This window comes from Ensifer sp. ENS10 (assembly GCF_014852025.1).
Taxonomy (GTDB): domain Bacteria; phylum Pseudomonadota; class Alphaproteobacteria; order Rhizobiales; family Rhizobiaceae; genus Ensifer.
On record NZ_JACVAS010000004.1, the window covers coordinates 312,560 to 326,858 of the forward strand.

The 14,299-nt window shown below is 63.9% G+C and carries 11 protein-coding genes; 7 read left to right on the forward strand and 4 right to left on the reverse strand.

Features of this window, described 5'->3' with window-relative positions:
• The first annotated feature begins 23 nt into the window (after window positions 1–23).
• The 4 genes from thiO to IB265_RS17310 are packed head-to-tail and all read left to right on the forward strand — an operon-like array spanning window position 24 to window position 2,568.
• Complete coding sequence (thiO, locus tag IB265_RS17295; protein ID WP_057251889.1) at window positions 24–995, forward strand: glycine oxidase ThiO; 972 nt, start codon at window positions 24–26, stop codon at window positions 993–995.
• Window positions 992–1,189, forward strand: coding sequence for a sulfur carrier protein ThiS (gene thiS, locus IB265_RS17300; protein ID WP_057251890.1), 198 nt, complete (start codon window positions 992–994; stop codon window positions 1,187–1,189). The genes thiO and thiS overlap by 4 nt, the downstream gene beginning before the upstream one ends.
• A 3-nt stretch (window positions 1,190–1,192) precedes the next feature.
• A complete protein-coding gene (locus IB265_RS17305; protein ID WP_057251891.1) occupies window positions 1,193–1,966 on the forward strand; it encodes a thiazole synthase in 774 nt (257 codons plus the stop codon).
• Complete coding sequence (locus IB265_RS17310; RefSeq protein WP_057251892.1) at window positions 1,963–2,568, forward strand: thiamine phosphate synthase; 606 nt, start codon at window positions 1,963–1,965, stop codon at window positions 2,566–2,568. The genes IB265_RS17305 and IB265_RS17310 overlap by 4 nt, the downstream gene beginning before the upstream one ends.
• A 41-nt stretch (window positions 2,569–2,609) precedes the next feature.
• On the opposite strand, the gene IB265_RS17315 is transcribed toward IB265_RS17310, so the two are convergent.
• The gene (locus tag IB265_RS17315; protein ID WP_057251893.1) at window positions 2,610–4,295 is read right to left on the reverse strand and encodes an amidohydrolase family protein; all 1,686 of its coding nucleotides are present in this window, start codon (window positions 4,293–4,295) and stop codon (window positions 2,610–2,612) included.
• Between the two features lie 171 nt (window positions 4,296–4,466).
• Here IB265_RS17315 and IB265_RS17320 point away from each other — a divergent pair, with 171 nt between their 5' ends.
• The 3 genes from IB265_RS17320 (at window position 4,467) to IB265_RS17330 (ending at window position 11,378) form a co-directional block, all read left to right on the forward strand.
• Window positions 4,467–8,582 (forward strand): AAA family ATPase, encoded by a 4,116-nt coding sequence (locus IB265_RS17320; RefSeq protein ID WP_192494931.1) that lies wholly within the window; start codon window positions 4,467–4,469, stop codon window positions 8,580–8,582.
• On the forward strand, window positions 8,579–10,126 hold the full coding sequence (locus IB265_RS17325; protein WP_057251895.1) for a radical SAM protein: 1,548 nt from the start codon (window positions 8,579–8,581) through the stop codon (window positions 10,124–10,126). The genes IB265_RS17320 and IB265_RS17325 overlap by 4 nt, the downstream gene beginning before the upstream one ends.
• Before the next feature lie 178 nt (window positions 10,127–10,304).
• On the forward strand, window positions 10,305–11,378 hold the full coding sequence (locus IB265_RS17330) for a GH25 family lysozyme (protein ID WP_057251896.1): 1,074 nt from the start codon (window positions 10,305–10,307) through the stop codon (window positions 11,376–11,378).
• 109 nt (window positions 11,379–11,487) lie between these two features.
• Here IB265_RS17330 and IB265_RS17335 read toward each other — a convergent pair whose 3' ends face one another.
• The 3 genes from IB265_RS17335 to IB265_RS17345 are packed head-to-tail and all read right to left on the reverse strand — an operon-like array spanning window position 11,488 to window position 14,295.
• Window positions 11,488–12,495: a ScyD/ScyE family protein gene (locus IB265_RS17335; protein ID WP_057251897.1), complete on the reverse strand. Its 1,008-nt coding sequence runs from the start codon at window positions 12,493–12,495 to the stop codon at window positions 11,488–11,490.
• Window positions 12,474–13,247 carry an SUMF1/EgtB/PvdO family nonheme iron enzyme gene (locus IB265_RS17340; protein WP_244495653.1) on the reverse strand — a complete coding sequence of 258 codons (774 nt, stop codon included), beginning with the start codon at window positions 13,245–13,247 and terminating at the stop codon, window positions 12,474–12,476. Before IB265_RS17340 ends, IB265_RS17335 begins: the two co-directional genes overlap by 22 nt.
• Entirely contained in the window at window positions 13,234–14,295 is a 1,062-nt protein-coding gene (locus IB265_RS17345; RefSeq protein WP_057251898.1) for an ABC transporter ATP-binding protein, read from the reverse strand. The genes IB265_RS17340 and IB265_RS17345 overlap by 14 nt, the downstream gene beginning before the upstream one ends.
• Window positions 14,296–14,299: the final 4 nt, after the last annotated feature.

Sequence of the window (14,299 nt, forward strand, 5' to 3'; positions counted from 1 at the left end):
CGCCGCAGCTGGGCGCATTGACCATGCGTGTCCTGATCAAAGGTGCCGGCGTCGGCGGGCTGACCTTGGCGCATGAGCTGGCGGGCCGCGGCGTCGAGGTGGCCGTTGCCGAGCGGCAGCCAGACTTCGGCGGGGCGGCCTCGTGGTTTGCCGGCGGCATGCTGGCGCCCTGGTGCGAACGCGAGAGCGCCGAGGAAACGGTGCTGACGCGCGGCATCGGCGCCATCGACTGGTGGGACCGCGCGCTTCCGGGCGAAGTGTCACGCAACGGCACCCTCGTCGTCGCTCCGCCGCGAGACGTCGGCGAACTCAAACGCTTCGCTTCGCGCACGTCCGGCTTCGAATGGCTCGGCGGAGAAGCGATCGCGAGGCTGGAGCCGGCGCTTGCCGGTCGCTTCCGAGAGGCGTTGTTCTTCCCCGGCGAGGCGCATCTCGACCCGCGCCGGGCGCTTGTCTTGCTGCGGCAAAAGCTCGTCGAGAACGGCGTCGCCTTCATCGGCGAGGCGGATAATAGCAGCGACAGCGATCTGATCGCCGACTGCAGCGGCGCTTCGCGGATCGGCGCCATCGCCGGCCTGCGCGGCGTGCGCGGCGAGATGCTCTATCTGCAGACGGGCGAAGTGGAATTGTCGCGGCCAGTCCGTCTCATCCACCCGCGCATCCCGCTCTACATCGTACCGCGCGGCAATGGTCTGTTCATGTGCGGAGCGACCATGATCGAAACCGACGACGGCGGTCCGATTGCCGCCCGTTCGCTGATGGAATTGCTGAACGCAGCCTATGCGCTTCACCCCGCCTTCGGCGAGGCGCGCCTTCTCGAAACCGGCACCGGCGTCCGGCCGGCCTTTGCCGACAATCTGCCGCGCGTCATGCGCGCCGGAAACACCATCACGCTCAACGGGCTCTATCGCCACGGCTTCCTGCTTTCACCGGCCCTGGCCGAGGAAGCGGCGAACCTTGCCCTTACCCGGAACCTGAAGGGAGACGCCGCATGAAATTGACCGTCAACGGCGAGGATCACGACCTCACAGTCACGACCCTTGCCGAACTCCTGGCCGCACTCGACTTCGAAGGGGATTGGCTTGCCACCGCCGTCAACGGCGAGCTGGTGCACCGAGCCGACCGCTCGGCCCATTCCCTCAGCGATCGCGACCGGATCGAAATTCTCTCGCCGATGAAAGGAGGCTGAGACATGCTGACGCTTTATGGACAGGAACTGCGTTCCCGCCTGCTTCTGGGCACCGCCCGCTACCCCTCGCCTGCCGCGCTCGAAGACGCGGTTCGTTCGTCGGCGACCGAGATTGTCACGGTTTCGCTGCGCCGCGAAACCGCCGGCGGCCGTCAGGGCGGCGCTTTCTTCGACCTGATCCGGTCGCTCGGCGTGCACGTGCTGCCCAACACCGCCGGCTGCCACTCGGTGGCGGAGGCGGTGCTGACCGCCAAGATGGCGCGCGAGGTCTTCGGCACCAACTGGATCAAGCTCGAAGTCATCGGCCATCAGGATACGCTTCAGCCCGATGTCTTCGGGCTGGTCGAAGCAGCACGCATCCTTTGCGCCGAAGGCTTCGAGGTCTTCCCCTACACGACCGACGACCTCGTGGTCGGCGAGCATCTCGTCGAGGCCGGATGCAAGGTGCTGATGCCCTGGTGCGCGCCGATCGGCAGCGCCATGGGGCCACAGAACATCCCGGCGCTGCGCGCCATGCGGGCCCATTTTCCGGATATGCCGCTGATCGTCGATGCCGGCATCGGCCGGCCCTCACACGCAACGACAGTGATGGAACTCGGCTTCGACGCGGTTCTGCTCAACACCGCCGTGGCCGGGGCAACGAAACCGGCCCTCATGGCCTCCGCCTTCGCCCGAGCAATCGACGCCGGACGCGATGCCTTCGAGGCGGGCATGCTCGAACCGCGCGATTTTGCCGTTCCCTCCACGCCCGTCATCGGAAAGGCGGTGTTCGCGTGAAACTCGACCCCTTCTACCTCATCGTCGATAGTGCCCAATGGATCGGGCGGCTGGTGCCGCTCGGCGTGAAACTGGTGCAGCTTCGCGTCAAGGACCGTCCGGAAGCAGAGCTTCGCGACGAGATCCGCGCGGCCAAGGCGATCTGTGACCATCATGGGTGCCAGCTCGTCGTCAACGACTACTGGGGCCTCGCGATCGAGGAAGGCTGCGATTTCGTCCATCTCGGCCAGGAGGATCTCGCGGATGCGGATCTTGCCGCAATCCGCGCTTCCGGCCTGAAGCTCGGCCTCAGCACCCACGACGAGAGGGAGCTGGAGACGGCGCTTGCCGCCAAGCCCGACTATGTCGCGCTCGGACCGATCTATCCGACGATCCTCAAGCAGATGAAATGGGATCCGCAGGGGCTGCCGCGCCTCTCCGCCTGGCGGGAGCGCGTCACGCCGCTGCCGCTCGTTGCGATCGGCGGCCTCAATATCGACCGGATTGCCGGCGTCTTCGAGCATGGCGCCGACAGCGCCGCGGTCGTCACCGATATCACGCTGAATGCCGATCCAGAGGGGCGGACGCGGGAGTGGATTGCACGCACGGCGCCGTGGCGCTGATCGAGGAAAACAGCGGGATCACCTGACGCCGTGGCTCTGCCTCAGGCAATCGCCAGTTCTGAAAGCCAGGCCGAACCCAGGCCGTGCTTGTCGCAATAGGCGGTAAGCCGGTCGCGCGTTTTGCCGGGCCGGTCGAGACCGAGAAAGCGGGAAGCGTTCCTCCAGAGGATATTCTGCTGGTGCTCGTCGCTGACGCTGGCGAGCGTCAGTTGCTCGACTATTCTCGAAACATAGGCGTTGTAGTCCTTCTCCAGCGCCATCATCGACCAGTCGGTGCCGAACATGAGATGGCGGGCGTCCGGGTCGTAATCATCAAGCCATTCGTCCAACAGCTGCCGGATCTTCGTGTGAAGATTCTTGTCGTCGCTGCTGACCAGTTCGCTGAGATAGCTCAGATCCGCAAACAGGTTCGGGCGACGCTCGTGATCGATCGTCCTGCCGATGATCTCTTCCCAGGTCGGCGGCCCGGAAAACTTGTCCTGGGCACAGGAGACCATCACGCCTGTCGGCGCCCCCGGGCGCAGGATTTCGTCGAAGGCGCCGAAATGCGCGAGATTGATCCGCAGCTTATCGTACTGGTTCGTGTCGAGCAGCTTCTTCCAATAGGCGGGGCTTGCAAGATTGCCGTAGCCGCAGCCGGCCCCGATGCTGTTTTCCGCATGGGCCATGATCGGCACATCGTTGTCGCGACACCAGGCGTAGAGCCGCTTCAGCGCGCCATCGATCGCCGGATCCGCATTGCCCCATGCCTTGAAGCCCATCGGCGGGTAGATTTTGACACCGATGAAGCCCTTTTCCATGATCGCGTACTGGACGTTTGCCAGCGATGAACCCGGCCTTTGCGCTTCCCGATGCGGATCGAAGCCGACGAAGCTGTGCATGCGGATGCCGTGCTTCCTGGTGACGATCTGCTGGACCTCGTCCATGACGTCGATCTGGTCGCGCTGTGGCGATGATGTCCCGTGAAGCGATTTATCGAAGTCCAGGATGCTCGGCGTGATCAGAGAGAGCCGACATTTGGAAGCGAAGATCTTGACATAGGCTTCCGCCAGGTTTTCCCGGTAGTCCTGCATCAGCCGGACGAAGGAAAGATAGGTTCCGATCTGGTCGTGCGCCTTTGCGGCGGTGGCGACGGTATCGACATCCGCTTCACTCACGCCGCCGCCCGAACGCCGCTGGAATGTCTGGGGCAGATCGGGAGTTCCGCCGAGCTGACGCAGCAAACCGTCATAGTCAGGGGATTCGCCAAGACTGCGCCTCGAAAACGTCGATCGTTGCTCGCCTGCGCGCGCGATCAGATCCCTTACCGCGACGCGCAATTGCTCGTCCTTGCGCCGCGCGAGCTCGGCGTCGGAAAGGCGCCGAGCGCCTTTTTTCAGAACAGCAAGTTCATGTTTGGCTTTGGGCGCGACATCGCCAAGCGCTGTCACGAGAAAGACCACCAGGGCATTTTCCAGCCCCTTCGCCTCCTCAGCGTTCGCGGAGAGCCTTTTCTCCGGCATCTTCTCCCGCAGCGCCACATAGCGAACCAGTCCATCCACCGGCACATCGGCCGCGTTGAAGAAATGGCAATGGACGTCGATGATCGGATGACTGAGACTGCAGGCGCCGGGCGAAGGCAGATGCCGGCACCCGGAAAGCACATTTGCAAGCACGCCCGCCGAAACCAGCCGCAAGACATCGCGGCGCGTCACGGCGGCGACCGGACCAGCCCAGTCGACCTCCATTGTCCCCTCCTGTTGCGAGACCCCCTCGAACAATCGGGCAAACATTACTCCGTCCGAAAGCCGCGCGAAACAGATATTTACTTGCCGTTACTGGGGTCCCGTAGATCAGCGTGAGTCGACTTTCAGTCAGACAGGAGGCGTGTTACTCTAAAATCTTGGGGAGAATTTTGCGTGGTTGGTGGCGCCGGCAAATATGAGTTCCAACGTTACCTGTCCGGAGCCCTGGTCCAATGGTCCTCCCCGGCAGCAACGGAATCGGCTGCCCCCGCTCGGGAAGACTTTCTCGGCTCGCTGCTTTTCGCCGACATCTCCGGCTTTACGCGTTTGACCGCCAAATGGTCCGAAAGCGACCGCGCTGCCGGCGCCGAACGCGTCAGCCTGCTTCTGAACGCCTTCATGGGCGAGCTCATCACCCATATCGAGGAGCATGGCGGCACGGTCTTGAGTTTCGCCGGCGACAGCCTGATTGCCGGCTGGCGGGCACCGTCCCCGGATGAGCTCGAACAGACGGCCTGGCGCAGCTGTTATTGCGCCGAACGTATCCGCGAGCAAATCGGCGGGCCGGGCAATCCCGAAGACGCGCTTCAACTGCGCATCGCCGTCGGTGCCGGCGCCATCACGCTGCTGCATCTGCTGCCGCGCGCGGACCAGCGTTGGCTGATCGTCGGAGGCGACTGCCTGGCCCAGGCCGATCATGGCGGCCAACTGAGCGACGCCGGAGAAATTCTCGTCTCCGATGCCGCGTGGCAGCTGATCGGCAGGCGCGCCAAGGGCGGGTTGAACCGGGAGGGGACCACACGCCTCGAAAGCATCGAGCCCTGCTCGACCACGAAGGAAGCGCCCCGCACTCAGCCGGGCTCCGCAACCGACCGGCTTGAAGCCTATCTACCGCTTTCGCTGCGCAGCCGCCTGCTCTCACCGCTTTCACAATGGCTCGCAGACCTCAGGATCGTGACCGCGCTTTTCGTGCATATCGTCGGGCGCGATCTCGATACGGATCTCGATCGGTTGAACAAGCTCGTAGCACGATCGATTGCCGTCGTCGGCCGCACCGGTGGAGAGATCCTGCACACAGCGCTCCATTCCGGCGGGCTCGAAGTCTTCGCCGTTTTCGGCCTGCCCGGCAAAAAACATGCCGACAATGCGCGCCGGGCGATCATCGCCGCCCTTCGCCTGTCGAACGAACTCGACGAGCCGGATCTCGGCCTGTCGGCCGGCATCTCGACCGGCGAGAGTTTCTGCGGCGCGCTCGGGACGATCCATCGTGCCGACTACACTGTCGTTGGAGCCGCCGTGAACATGGCCTCCCGGCTGGCGAGCGTTGCCGCAGGCCGCATTCTCGTCGACCAGGCAACGGCGAAGGAGACTGCCGGCCAGATTGCTTTTTCCGGTCCCTGGACACTTGCCGTGCCCGGCATGCGCGGCGGCGTGGTCGCCTTCGCGCCATTTGCCGAGACCGTCGCGACCATCGACACCAAGTCCCCCGTTCTCTTCAACCGGGCGGCCGAACTTGCAGCACTCAACGCGTATGTGGAGCGCGCAGGCAGAGGACAGGCCACCGGCGTGATGATCGTTAAGGGTGATTCCGGCGTCGGCAAATCGGCGCTGCTTCGTTCCTTCGTCGAAACCTGCCGTGACCGTGGAAGCCAGGTTCTGGTCGGCAATGCCGACGATATCGAAAGCGACGTGCCCTATTTTGCCTGGCGCGGAGTGATCCGCGACCTGCTTGGTATCGGCGACCTGCGCGGCGCCGAAGCCTCGGATCAGGTGATGCAGTTCTTCGCCCACCGACCGGAACTCGCACATCTGGCGCCGTTGCTGAACGATGCCATCAACCTCACCTTGACCGACACGGTCGAGACCCGGGCGATGTCAGGCGACGGGCGGTCGCACCGGCTGCGTGAATTGCTGCGCGATCTGATGACCGACAGCCTTTCCTGGGGGCGCGGCCTTGTAGTGCTTGAGGACGTCCACTGGCTGGACGAGGCATCCGGTCAGCTGCTCGGCCGATTGGTTTCCGGAACGGCGCCGATCCCGGTCGTTGTGTCAACCCGCACGGCCAGGACGCAACAGGACCTGACGCGGTGGACCGGACAACATTACAATGGTGCGCAGACACTTGATCTCTTGCCCCTCGATTTCGAGGGCACGATTTCACTGGTGCGCGCGTCGATCGGCAGCAACTCCCCGGCAGATGGCTTTTGCGAAGCGGTCTATGCACAGTCGGCGGGAAACCCGCTGCTCATACGCGAAATCTGCCGGATGATCGGCGAACGGCGATTGCCGAAGGCTGCGGAAACCCAGGTCCCCCTGTCGCTCGCCGAAGCCCGTTCGAACGAAGCGACCTTGCTCAATACGGCCAAGGTCACCGTGATCGCCCGAACCGACCAGCTCCCGGCTGAGCTCCAGGCTCTCCTGAAGATCGCAAGCGCCATGGGCGCGACCTTTTCCATCGCCGAACTCCAGGCGCTTTCACCGATCAGGAAGTCCGCCTTGGACATCGAGGCAAGCATCGAGCGGCTGCAGGCGGCCCATCTGATCAAACCCATGGACGACCGTCCGGGCCGTTTCACATTCAGCCACGCCGTCATCCGCCAGGCCATTTACGACAGCATGCTGTCGGAACAGCGCCGTGAGGCACATCGCGCCATCGCCCAGGCGATGGAAGAGAGCGGGCAGCCCGACAATGCGGAAAATCTGCCGCGCATATTGAGCCATTGGGAGCGCGCCGGCGATGCAGCGCAGGCATTCAACTACCTGGATCGTGTAGCCGAGCTGCGTCTGCGCCAGTTCGACAATGCCGCTGTCGTCGACCTGATCGAGCGCTTTTTCAAGACCGCGCGCGAGCTCTCGATCACGATCACGCCTGCCCGGCGGGCGGCCGCCTGTTTCCTGCTCGGGGAGGCCAGTCTCAATCTCGGCCGGGCCGAAGCTGCAAGGCATGCCTATGAGGAGGGCCTACGGCTTTCCGGCCTGCCGCTTCCGCGCACCTCGGCCGGCCTTGCGCTGCATCTCGTTCTCGATCTTGCCGAACAGGTGTGGCGTCGCGTGACCCATGGAGACAAGGACTGGATCCTGGAACGCGAGATCTCGCGGTCACCATCCGATCCTTTCCTTCTCGCGGCAAAGGCGCATGAGGACCTGACGCGGATCTACTACTTCACCAGCGAGAAGCTGCGGCTGATCCATGCGACGCTTCGGGCGACGAACCTCGCCGAAAGAAACAAATATGTCTCGCCGACGACCGCCACCAATTACGCGAGCCTCGGCGCCATATGCGGCGTGATCCCGCTTCACAAACAGGCCGAGCACTACAGCCGATTGGCCGCCGCCCTTTCGGAGCGCGTGGATCAACTGGGAACGCGCGTGCGCGTCGACCTTTTGTCGGGCATGTACCAAATCGGCATAGGCCATTGGCGCGAAGGCAAGCGGGCGTTCGAGGCCGGCCTCAACAACGCCTCGACCGTCGGCGATTTGAGACGTTGGTGCGAAGTGGCCGTTGGCCTCGAGACGATTTCCGGCCCCTGGCTGCTGACCTCCGCTTTCGAAGGCATTGCACCATGGGAAATCCTGGTTCAGCGCATCTGCGAAGAGGGCCGCAGGCGCGGCGACACCCAGGTGCTCGGCTGCGGCCTGCTCGGCCGCCTCAGGGGCCATGCGGCGCTTGGCCGATGGGCCGCCATCGACGCCGATCTCGATGAACTCAGGCAGATCATCACCGCAAAGGCCGACGGACTGGAACTCGTGCACTGCATCGAGGGTGCGTCTCTTCTCGCGGAAGCCGCCCGGCGGCAAGGTGATGGAGGCGAAGCAAAGGCGTGGTTCGAACGGGCATTCTCCTGGTGCCAGACGCTCAACCCGGCGATGAAGACGCGAACCCTGCCGGCGCTCGCCCGGCTGTTCGACGTCGCGAGCGACACGGAGGGCGGCGACCCGGCAGCGGCGCAGCTTGTCCTGCGAAAGCTCGAGCGGTTCGCACGCGTCTATCCGATCGGCCGCCCAACGGCAGCACTCGGCGAGGCGACCATTTACCTGCATCTCGGCCAGCAACGACGCGCCGAGCGGGTGGCGCGATACGCCTTCGCAGAGGCGATACAATTGGAGATGCCGGCCGTGGCGCTCGCCTCGTTTCGCCACCCGGCGGGGCCGAAGGATGCTGCGGCGTGGCAGGCCTTGGAGACAATGTTTGCCGTTCGGCAAAACACCTGGGGCGAGGTCCTCCAGCTCGATCAGGCCGCGTTTCCGCCCCATGTCCCGGTTGTTGCGTTTGAGGGAGGCCATGCGTGAACCAGTATCGAGTGCCTCGCGTCCTAATCGTGCTTGCGCATTTCGACGAGACCAGAAATCCGGAAGGTCGCCCCGACTTCATCCCGCAGGGAACCGGCCACCTGTTCCTGGCGGGCGCCTTTGCCCGCGATCGCGTGAGCCTTCGCGCCTACAGCGAATTTCACGACGGGCCGCTCGTCGACGAGGCGGCCTTCGCGGAACTGGACATGCTGGTGCTGACCGGGGTCACCGCCGCCTTCGACCGGATGCGCCATCTGACCGCCTATGCCCGCACGAAATCTCCAGGCTGCGTCATCGTCGCCGGCGGACCGGTCGTCCGCAATCTGCCGGTTTCGAGCGCCGAAACCTTCGACTACGCCTGCGAAGGTGACGTCGAGGAGATGCAGGCGGTTATCAAGGAGGTCTTTGGCGAATGGGCCGTCTCCGAGACGATCCTGCCGCGCTTCGACCTCGCCGGCTGGGGCGGCCCGGTCAGCTATGTCGAGACGAGCCGCTACTGCAATTTCAAGTGCAGCTTCTGTGCGCTCACCGCCGAAGGCCGGCGCTATCACAGCTACGACCTCGGCTATATCGAAGCGCAATTGCGCAATGTCCCGGCCAAGAAATACGTGCTGTTCATCGACAACAATTTCTACGGAAACAGCAAGGACGCCTTCCATGCCAAGCTCGACCTGATCCGCTCGCTTTGGAAAGAGGGACTGTTTCAGGGATGGATTGCGCTCGTCACCGGAGATTTCTTTCGCGATCCCGACAATCTCGAAGCGGTGCGCGCGGCCGGCTGTCTCGGCCTCTTCAGCGGCGTCGAGACGCTCAACGAAGCGCAGTTGAAGCGCTACCAGAAGAAACAGAACCTGGTGGTGCCGCAGTTGGAAGCCATTCAGACCTGCCTGAAGGCCGGTGTCGCCTTCCAGTACGGGCTGATGTTCGATCCGTCGTCGCAGACGATGCAGGCGATGCAGGACGAACTCGCCTTCATCACCGGCGAAAGCAGAATGCCATTGCCGGCCTTCCTGAGCCTGACGATCCCGCTGCTGGGCACACCCCTGTTTGACGAATGCGCCGCAGAGGGCCGCTTCCTTCCTTCTGCCAAACTGCGCGACATGGATGGGTTCACGCTGATGACCCATCCCCTCGACAACCTTGACGACGTCGCCTTGTTTGCCCGCAAGCTGTCGCGTCTCGACGGCAATCGGACCCAAATCCTGCGCCATTGCCTGGGCTTCTACCGCAATTACCGTCGCTCGCTTTCGGGCCGGCAGATGATCCATCTGCTGGCCAACAGCCTGCGCCTCGCCTTGCCCTCGGTCATGCATCGCCATGGTCTTCCGACGCGTTCGGGCAGCGACGGCAATCTCACCTATGTCACGACGACGCAGCCGCTTGGGCCGCTCTACACGCCGGCCTTTCGGGTCGGCGAAGGCTTCCGTGCGCATTTTGCGCCAACGATGATCACCGACGCCTCGGGCGCGCTTGACGAGACCATTGCCCGCAATCTCGAATATCGGACCGGCCAGCGACAACGAACGAGCCTCGGCGTTAAATAGCCCTGGTTGAGAGCGTCCCGGCGTCTGCGTCAATCTGCCCCGTAATTGCAACCTCCAGTGCGTGAAGTTGGGTCGGCTTGGTAAGATTGGATTCAAACTTTTTGGGTAAGCTTCCGTTAGCTATTTCACACCTGTCGGCCGGCGATCGCCGTCGACCTTGTTTTGCGTACGGGTGCCCATGCGTCTTTCAGCTGCGACCGCAATCATCTTTGCCGGCCTAGTTTCCGGCTGCTCTTCCAGTTCGAGCCTGGACACGATCGCACCGCGGCCCTCGCGCGAAACGACCAGCTCGGTCGTGCTTTCGGCCGCGCCGGTACCCGCCGCCAATGTCGGCGCAAGGGTGGCCGAGGTCACGCCGCCGCAGAACGTCCAATCCGCACCGCCGCAGGAAATGCTCGCCTGGGCCGGCCCGGTTCCCGAACCCGAAGCCTTCGCGCCCGCGGCCAATACCACGACGACCACGACGACCTTGGCCACGCCCGTTCCGGGCGCGCGTCCGGTCGCCTTCGTCGCGCCGGACAATCCGGTGACGCAGGCGATGCCGCAGGGCCGTTCGCGGGTCTACGGTCACCGTTTCCGCGACGCCAAGCCGATCAATTTCGGCCGCGCCAAAAATCCGCGCAAGATGGCCGTTCACGGCGTCGATGTCTCACGCTGGCAGGGCGAGATCGACTGGCCGAAGCTGCGCACTCAAGGGGCCAACTTCGCCTTCATCAAGGCGACCGACGGCGGCGACCATCTGGACCCGATGTTCAAGAAGAACTGGCGCGCCGCCAAGGCGGCCGGCATGCGCCGCGGTGCCTATCACTTCTTCTACTGGTGCCGCACCGCCGGCGAGCAGGCCGACTGGTTCATTCGCAACGTTCCGCGCGAGCCCGGCGCGCTGCCGCCCGTGATCGACGTCGAATACAACGGCGAATCGAGCTGCAAGCGCCGCCTGTCGCCCGAACGCGTGCGCGAAAAGATGCAGGTGTTCATGGACAAGCTCGAGGCGCATTACGGCCAGCGCCCGATCATCTACACCGCCCCGGACTTTTATGCCGACAACCTGCAGGGCGCGTTCCAGAAGTATCCGTTCTGGCTGCGCGCCGTGGCCCAGCATCCGTCCAAGGTCTACCCGAACCGCAAGTGGCTGTTCTGGCAGTATTCGGGCTCGGGCCTGTCGCACGGCGTCGACGGCAAGATCGACCTCAACGTCTTCCACGGCAGCGAGGCGGAGTGGCAAAACTGGCTGGAGGCGCGGGCGAGTTGAGGCTCGGTCACACTCTGCAGCGCCGCGCGTCATATCAGACGCGCAAGGTCGCCGTAGCACTTTGATTTGCTGCATGAGGTCACGATAGTCAGCCCCGGCAACTGCGACGTCAGCGCCTCTCCTCGCGCGTCAGGAAGAGGAGCGTGCCGCCAAGTTCGGAGATGACGATCTGCCTCACATCCCAGACGAGGATGGAGACCGGTCGCGTCAACCCACCGACAACCGTCTCGCGGCGGCCCGTCGCCTTGTCGAGCCGCAACAGCCGGCCGCTTCCTGACCGGAACCCTTGCTGCTGGTCGTATAGGCCGTGTTCGAGGATGAGCATCTGTCCTTCGTCGTCGAAGGCGATGGCGACCGGTGCGTTCAGGCCCTCAACGTCCGGCCGCACCTCCGTGCGATCGCCTTTCTCGGCCATCGAAACGACCTTTCCGGCAGCGGCGAGGAAGGGAAAGCCGCCGAACAGCGCGACATAGAGGCGCCCCTCGCGAAGCGCGATACCGGTCGGCACGGCGTCGACTTCGTAGCTGTCTTCACCCTTGAACTCCGTCGGCGAGAGCGTCTCCAACGCGGTCGCCTGTTGCTGCAGGCGGCGGAAGCTCATCATCGTCTGCTTGCGGCCATCGACCCCAAGACGCTCGACACTGTTGCGCGCGGAGTCGACGACGTAATAGGCATCCTCGACGGCGACAAGGTCGAACGGGTTCCAGAAATCGGCGCTGATAACATGGCGTCTGCCGGTACCGTCGATCGCGATGAGCGCATGGTCATAGGGTCCCTCATCGCCGTTTGCGGGCGTCCAGCCTTGGGCGACGATCAGTTTGTCACCGACGCGAAACACGCGATAGGGACCGGTCGGATCGCCGATCACATCGAGCCCATGGGGGAAGACAGGACCGAACGCATCGAAATCGCCGCCCGGCGTGCCGCGATAGAGCCGGCCACTGGCGAGATCGGTGACGAGCAGAGCCTCGCCATCGCGAGAAAGGCCGGCGAAGGCGGCGCCGGTTTTGCTGAAGCTTTCGAGCCGATAGCCTGGCGCGACCTTCGGCTCGGCAGCGGCACCTGCTGCCAGAAGCAAAAAGGCGACGAGGATCGTCATCTGCCGGAACGGACGCATCGGAAGCCGCCATTGGCCGAGAACCGGAAATCCGGATCATAGGCCAAACGATAGGTTGTGGTAAGATGCGCGGAATCGCTGTTCCAGGACCCGCCGCGCAGTACGCGATACGATCTGCCACCCATGGCTCCCTTGGGTTCATGGGGCACATAGAGATCGCTGGTCCATTCCCAGACATTGCCGATGAGATTGAGCACCCCCTCGCCGCTCGCGCCGGCGGCAAATGACATCGCCGGCGCGGTCATCGGATAGCCGTCGCTCGCATCGCCGGAGCAACAGATCGTCGTGCCGGCATTGACCCGCCGATAATCCGCCGGCGCCATGCCCCAAGGGAACGCCAGTCCCTCGGTTCCGCGCGCCGCTCTTTCATATTGCTGCTCCGACGGAAGGGTGAGGACGTAGTGACGGCAAAAGGCATCGGCGTCCGCCCAGCTTACGCCGACGACAGGATGATCGTCCAAACCGAGAAGCGGGTGACCGGCATAGAAGGCGGGGCGATGACCCGTCGCAGCCACGAAATCCTGATACTGACGATTGGTGATTTCGGTGCGGTTGATCGCAAACGCACCGCCTAGCAATTGCCGACGCGGACGTTCGTTGTCCGGGCCATTATCGCGACCGAAGACGAAGGTGCCGGCGGGAATATCGACGAGCGGATTGCCGGTGATCGGGCCGTCATCAGCGACGGCAGCCCCTGCCGCAAACGTGATCGCGACGACTGCGGCCGCCAACCGGAAATCAGAAGTCGACACGACGCTGAGACTCGCCATCGAAGAGAAACACCCGGTCGGCCACGACCTTGATGCCGATCGGCTGGTCGATCTGGCCGGCGAAATTCTTGTCTGCACGCAAGGTCAGCAATTGAGCACCGAGCCGCAGGCTGACCAGCGTGTTCTCGCCGGTGAGCTCGACCGAATAGATGGGCGCAACCAGATTGACATCGGCGTCTGCGGCGCTCGTTGCCTGGACATCTTCCGGGCGAACACCGAGGACGGCGCGGGGAACGGTCGCCTGGCCAAGCCCGCCGACCCTGAAGCCGGCGCTTGTGAACACTCCGTCGCGTGCCTCCCCCGGGATGAGGTTCATCGGCGGAGAGCCGATGAAGCCGGCGACGAACAGCGTGCGCGGATTGCTGTAGATTTCCCGCGGCGTTCCCAGTTGCTCGATCACACCCTTGTTCATGACCGCCACCCGATGCGCCAGCGTCATCGCCTCGATCTGGTCATGCGTGACGTAGATCGTCGTGACCTGCAACTCGTGCTGAAGATGTTTCAGCTCCGCGCGCATCTGGGTGCGCAGCTTGGCGTCGAGATTGGAGAGCGGCTCATCCATGAGAAAGACGCGCGGCGTGCGCACGATCGCACGGGCGAGCGCGACGCGCTGGCGCTGGCCGCCGGAGAGCTCCTTCGGCAGGCGGGAGAGCATGGTCTCGAGTTCCACCCGGCGTGCGACCTCGGCGATACGTTGCTTGCGTTCCTCCTCAGGCACTTTGCGGATCCTGAGCGGGTAGCCGATATTCTCCTCGACGGTTAAATGCGGATAGAGCGCATAGGACTGGAAGACCATCGCCACGTCGCGGTATTTCGGCAGCACGCCATTGATGCGTACCGCATCGATGAAGATGTCACCCGATGTCGCCTCCTCGAGACCGGCAACCATGCGCATCGTCGTGGTCTTGCCGCAGCCGGAAGGCCCGAGCAGGACCAGGAACTCCTTGTCCCGAACCTCCAGATTGAAGTCGGCCACCGCGACGAATTCGCCGAACTTCTTGGAGACGTTGTTGAACGTGACGGACGCCATCGTC

What these genes read in the sequence shown, in the direction of transcription:
- thiO (WP_057251889.1), top strand. Translation starts at nt 24, where the DNA reads ATGCGTGTCCTGATCAAAGGTGCCGGCGTCGGCGGGCTGACCTTGGCG.
- thiS (WP_057251890.1), top strand. Translation starts at nt 992, where the DNA reads ATGAAATTGACCGTCAACGGCGAGGATCACGACCTCACAGTCACGACC.
- IB265_RS17305 (WP_057251891.1), top strand. Translation starts at nt 1,193, where the DNA reads ATGCTGACGCTTTATGGACAGGAACTGCGTTCCCGCCTGCTTCTGGGC.
- IB265_RS17315 (WP_057251893.1), bottom strand. Translation starts at nt 4,295, where the DNA reads ATGGAGGTCGACTGGGCTGGTCCGGTCGCCGCCGTGACGCGCCGCGAT.
- IB265_RS17330 (WP_057251896.1), top strand. Translation starts at nt 10,305, where the DNA reads ATGCGTCTTTCAGCTGCGACCGCAATCATCTTTGCCGGCCTAGTTTCC.
- IB265_RS17335 (WP_057251897.1), bottom strand. Translation starts at nt 12,495, where the DNA reads ATGCGTCCGTTCCGGCAGATGACGATCCTCGTCGCCTTTTTGCTTCTG.
- IB265_RS17345 (WP_057251898.1), bottom strand. Translation starts at nt 14,295, where the DNA reads ATGGCGTCCGTCACGTTCAACAACGTCTCCAAGAAGTTCGGCGAATTC.